At 60.5% G+C, this 5,157-nt stretch carries 4 protein-coding genes; all 4 read right to left on the reverse strand.

Annotated features, from left to right (window positions below; translation table 11 throughout):
- Positions 1-157: 157 nt before the first annotated feature.
- Positions 158-1,069, reverse strand: coding sequence for a carbohydrate ABC transporter permease (locus QOC89_RS10120; RefSeq protein WP_323044883.1), 912 nt, complete (start codon positions 1,067-1,069; stop codon positions 158-160).
- A complete protein-coding gene (locus tag QOC89_RS10125; RefSeq protein ID WP_323044884.1) occupies positions 1,069-2,022 on the reverse strand; it encodes a sugar ABC transporter permease in 954 nt (317 codons plus the stop codon). Before QOC89_RS10125 ends, QOC89_RS10120 begins: the two co-directional genes overlap by 1 nt.
- A gap of 9 nt (positions 2,023-2,031) precedes the next feature.
- A complete protein-coding gene (locus QOC89_RS10130; protein WP_323044885.1) occupies positions 2,032-3,273 on the reverse strand; it encodes an ABC transporter substrate-binding protein in 1,242 nt (413 codons plus the stop codon).
- Positions 3,274-3,336: 63 nt separating this feature from the next.
- Entirely contained in the window at positions 3,337-4,752 is a 1,416-nt protein-coding gene (locus QOC89_RS10135) for a GH1 family beta-glucosidase (protein WP_416340387.1), read from the reverse strand.
- Between the last annotated feature and the right edge of the window lie 405 nt (positions 4,753-5,157).

The raw sequence follows: 5,157 nt of genomic DNA on the forward strand, positions 1-5,157 counted from the left end.
TGGCCGGATTCGATAGACGCGCCGCATCCGCCGCGTTGCCGAGGTTCGCCGCGTCTACCACAGCGTCTACCACCGCGTCTGCCCCATTAACCGCGCCTGCTGCATGTGCCGCCGCATTTGCCACACTAGCCAGGTTTGTCATGCCCTATCCTTTGACTTATCCCTTGACGGCGCCGGACGCAATGCCGCGCACAAACCAGCGGCCCGAAATAAAGTAGACCGTCAGCGGCACCATCGAGGTCAGAATGGTCGCCGCCATATTGACGTTATAGAGCCTCTCGCCAGTCGTCGTGTTGATAATGTTGTTCAGTTGCACCGTCATCGGCAGATTTTTCGTGCCGGCGAACACCAGGCCGAGAATGAAGTCGTTCCAGATACCCGTCACCTGCATGATGACCGCGACGACGATGATCGGCGTGGACATCGGCAGCATCAGTTCCAGAAAGATGCGCCAGAAGCCGCCGCCGTCGATGCGCGCCGCCTTGAACAACTCCTGCGGAATCGACGCGTAGTAGTTACGGAATAGCAGCGTCATCACCGGCATGCCGAAGATCGTATGAATCACCACGATGCCCGGCAGCGAACTGAACAGATGCACGCTCGCCAGCACGCGCACCAGCGGATAGACCATCACCTGCACGGGAATGAAGGCACCCATCAGCAGCACGCCGAACAGCAGCCCGGCGCCGCGTGGCCGCCAGAACGACAGCGCATAGCCATTCACCGCGCCGATCACGATCGACAACACCGTGCTCGGCACGACGATCCGCACCGAATTCCAGAAGCCGACCCGGATGCCGTTGCAATCGAGCCCGGTACACGCGGAATGCCACGCGGCGCTCCATGCGTCGAGGGTGAAATGCGCGGGAAAAGCGAGCAGATTGCCGAGGCGAATTTCGCTCATCGGTTTGACCGAGGTGACGAGCATCACGTATAGCGGCAACAGGAAGAACAACGCGGCGGTGAGCAGGAATGCGTAGACGCCGAGGCGCGCGGGTGTGAAAGCGCGGCGGCGGCGGCGCGTACGGCTCGGCGTGCCGCCCTTGAGTGGCGGACTGAGCGTGTTCATCACACCTCCTTACGCAACGCAGCGCGGCTGCGGGCATAGAAGAACGGCGCGAGAATCGCGAGCACCGTGGCCAGCAACACGATCGACGCCGCCGACGCGAGGCCGATGTTCGCGCGGCCGAACAGATAATCCATGATGAACTTCGCCGGTACTTCGCTCGCCGTGCCAGGGCCGCCTTGCGTCATGGCGACGACGGCGTCGTAAAGTTTCACGACCATCACGAAGAGCAGCACGAAGGCGGTGGACATGGAAGGTCCGAGCATCGGCACGACAATGCTCATATAGACGCGCCAACGCGGAATCCCGTCGATGCGCGCGGCTTTCCAGAGTTCGTCGTCGATACCGCGCAAGCCCGCCAGCAACAGCGCCATCACGAGGCCGGACGCCTGCCACACCGTCGCGATCACGATCGTGTAGATCACCCAGTCCTGATCGACGATCCAGTCGAAACGCGCATGCACGAAGCCGAGTGTGTGCAGCACGGCCTGCGCGCCCAGTTGCGGATTGAGAATCCACTGCCAGACCAGACCCGTTGCGACAAACGACATTGCATACGGATAGAGAAACACCGTGCGCAACGCGCCTTCCGCCACCACGCGCTGGTCGATGAAAATCGCCAGCAACAAACCGATCACCATGCACGCTACGATGAAACACGCGCCGTAAATCACGATGTTTTGCAGCGACAGCAACCAGCGGTCGTTGTTGAAGAGCCGCGTGTATTGCGTAAGGCCCGCGAAGTCGCCGGAAGGAAACGTGCGCGAGTTGCTGAGGGACACGCGCGCGGTCCAGACCATCGTGCCGAGATACGCGAACACGACGGTCAGGACCATGGGCAGCAAGGCCAGCCACACCGCAAACGGAAAACGCTTCTTTAACGGCTTCTTCAACGGCTTTTTCTGCGACCCCTTGCGCGACCTGGAGCCGGCGGCTGGCAGCTTGAGCGCGTGCATGGTAAGCGCCTAGCTCTTCAACGCACTGGCAAACGCCTTCTGCGCGTCGTCGACCGACTGGTTCTTGTTCCAGAAGTTCGTGATGACGTCGATCAATGCGCCCTGCGTGTCAGGCGAGAGCAGCATTTCCGGATTCGGCAACTGACGCGACTTGTCCTTCATGATCGCCATGCCCTCCTTCGCGCAGATGTCGAGACTGCTGGCGTCCACATCGGGACGAATCGGAATCGAGCCTTTCTTCGCGCTGAATGCGACTTGCGCGGCCGGCGAGGTCATCACCGTGGCAAGCAGATCTTGCGCCTTGATCGCGTTGGCGTTATCGGTTTTCGGAAACACGAAGACGTCGCCCGCAACCAGATACGGCGAGTGCGGACCGAAACCCGGGAAGCAGCCGAAGTCCTTGCCGGCAGTCTGGTTGGCCGCCGAGAATTCGCCCTTGGCCCAGTCGCCCATGATCTGCACACCCGCCTTGCCGGAAATCACCAGCGCGGTGGCGTCGTTCCAGTTACGGCCAGGCGAGCCCGGATCGACGAAGTCATGCAAGCGCTTGAACGACGCGAGTACTTTCTTGAAGGCGTCGGATTTGACCGCGTTCTGGTCGCGATCGCGATACACCTTCAGATAGAGATCGGGACCGCCGACGTCGGCGAAGACCGCGTCGAACGTGATCTTTTCCTGCCACGGTTGACCGCCGAGGGCGAGCGGGATCACGCCCGCGGTTTTCAGCTTGCCGAGATCGGCGATGAATTCGTCGTAGCTCTTTGGCTCTGCGGCGATGCCGGCCTTCTGGAACACCGGCTTCGAATAGAAGAACCAGGCCGGCATGTGAATATCGACCGGCGCGGCGTAGTAATGGCCCTTCACCTTGATGCTGTCGATGATCGACTGCGGGAACACGCCGTTCCAGTTTTCTTTCGCGGCGACGTCATCGACATTGTTCAGCAGGCCCTGATCGATCAGGTCGTGAAACTGCTTGGAGGTATTGAACTGCGCGGCGGTAGGTGGATCGCCGCCGACGATCCGGTTGATAGCGGTGGAGCGCGCCTGATCGGCGCCGGCCACCGCGTTGTCGACCCACTGGCCACCGGCCTTGTTATACGCATCGGCGAACTGGCGGATTGCAGCCGACTCGCCGCCGGAGGTCCACCAGTGAATCACGTTGGCCTTCAAGGGTTCCGCTGCGTACGCGACGACGCCGTACAACGCCAGTGCTGCAACCACGCCTCGCAAGACCATTTTTTTGCTGTGCATTCCGTCTCCTCCAGGCTGCGCGCCTGTGTTTCAAGTCGACATACAAACCAGCTCAACCTGCCGTTAGACTCGTGCTTTACGCTCCTTCAAGAACTTCGCCACCAACTCCGCGCTGCGTTTGACTGTACGCTTCTGGGTACTGTAGTCGACGTGTACGACACCGAAGCGGCGCTCATAACCGAACGCCCACTCGAAGTTATCCATCAGCGACCACAGAAAATAGCCGCGAATATCCACGCCGGCCTTGATCGCCTGATCGACTGCCGCGAGATGGCGCTTAAGGAACGAGATGCGCTGTGTGTCGTCGACGTGGCCGTCGATCACCTTATCATCCGAGGCCATGCCGTTCTCGGTGATGTAGATCGGCGGCAGGTTGTGATACGTGCTGTTGAAGCCGGTCAGCAAATCGCGCAAGCCGTCGGGGTAGACCTCCCAACCCATTTGCGTGCGCTCGACGCCTTCGAGCGGCACTTCGCGGAATCCGTGCGCGCCGTCGCTCGCCACGTTGGTGCGGAAGTAATAGTTGATGCCCAGGAAATCGAGCGGCGCGGAAATCGTCTTGAGGTCGCCGTCGAGAATCAGTGGTTCGGTGCCGGGCCACAGTTCGAATAGCGCTTGCGGATACGCGCCCTTGAGCAGCGGATCGAGAATCCATGCGTTGTGCTGGACTTCGAAAAGATGCGCCGCATGCTGATCCGCAGCGCTGTCGCTATTGGGCGTACCGCGGCCGATGTTGGCGACGATACCTTTCTGCGAGGCCGGATCGTTGGCGCGTAATACCGGAATCGCAAGGCCGTGCGCGAGCAGCAGATGATGCATTGCCTGCGTCGCGAAGCGTCCATCGGCGAGGCCCGGCGCGTGGTGTCCGTTGCCGTAGCCGAGATACGCCGAGCACCACGGCTCGTTGAGCGTCGCCCATGCGTCCACGGTGCCGGTCAGTTCGCGGCTCATCAGGTCGGCGTAGTCGGTAAAACGATAGGCGGTGTCGCGATTGAGCCAGCCGCCGCGGTCTTCCAGATGCTGCGGCAAGTCCCAGTGATACAGCGTCACGAAGGTCGTGATGCCCTTCTCTTTCAAGCGGTTCAGAAGGCGCTTGTAGATGTCGAGCCCTTTGCGATTCGGCGCGCCTGCTGCGTCCATGACGCGTGGCCATGCTATCGAGAGTCGGTAGCCTTCGAGGCCGAGCGAGGCCAACAGATCGATGTCGGCTTCCCAGCGGTGATAGTGATCGCAGGCCACGGCGCCTGTGTCGCCGGCTAACACCTTGCCGGGTGTTGCGCAGAAGGTGTCCCAGATTGATGGCAGGCGGCCGTCTTCATTTACCGCGCCTTCGATCTGATAGGAGGCCGTGGCGGCGCCAAGCAGGAAGTTTTTGCGCCACAGCGTGGAGTCAGCGGGCGGGGTGAAGGGATCGGCGAGCGAGTCCTTGGAGACTGCTGGGGAGCGGGTATCGGATATAACTGATGCGTCGTTTGCCACGGATTCTCTCCTGCGATGAGGTCGTTGAACCGGGTACGGCGAAACTCAATGTGGATGCCGTCTGGCAGCGGAAGTGGAAGCGCTTCCACACAGACCAGCGAACGATAGCAGTGGCGGATTGAACGCAGCAATCAGGGTTTGTCTGGAGGACTTGCTGGCATGCGCGGCGCTACGATGCGCCTCACTTGAAGAAGAAACTCCAGTAGCCGGCGTTCTTGAGGTTTAAAAGTTCGTTGCATAAATATTCTTGGGGATGCAATTACCACGGCGGTTGGATCAAATCGACACGAACAACGCTCACGGCCACCTGATAAACCGCGTCCCCGGTCTGTATGTCATCGACGGTCACGTAGAAGATCTCCGTTGCGTACCGTTAGCGGACTATCCATACCCAGAGAGAAAACG

It is taken from the genome of Paraburkholderia sp., assembly GCF_034668105.1.
Classification (GTDB): Bacteria; Pseudomonadota; Gammaproteobacteria; order Burkholderiales; family Burkholderiaceae; genus Paraburkholderia.

Bases quoted from the DNA above. Each gene is read 5' to 3' on its own strand.
- QOC89_RS10130 (WP_323044885.1), bottom strand. From the start codon at position 3,273: ATGCACAGCAAAAAAATGGTCTTGCGAGGCGTGGTTGCAGCACTGGCG.
- QOC89_RS10125 (WP_323044884.1), bottom strand. From the start codon at position 2,022: ATGCACGCGCTCAAGCTGCCAGCCGCCGGCTCCAGGTCGCGCAAGGGG.
- QOC89_RS10120 (WP_323044883.1), bottom strand. From the start codon at position 1,069: ATGAACACGCTCAGTCCGCCACTCAAGGGCGGCACGCCGAGCCGTACG.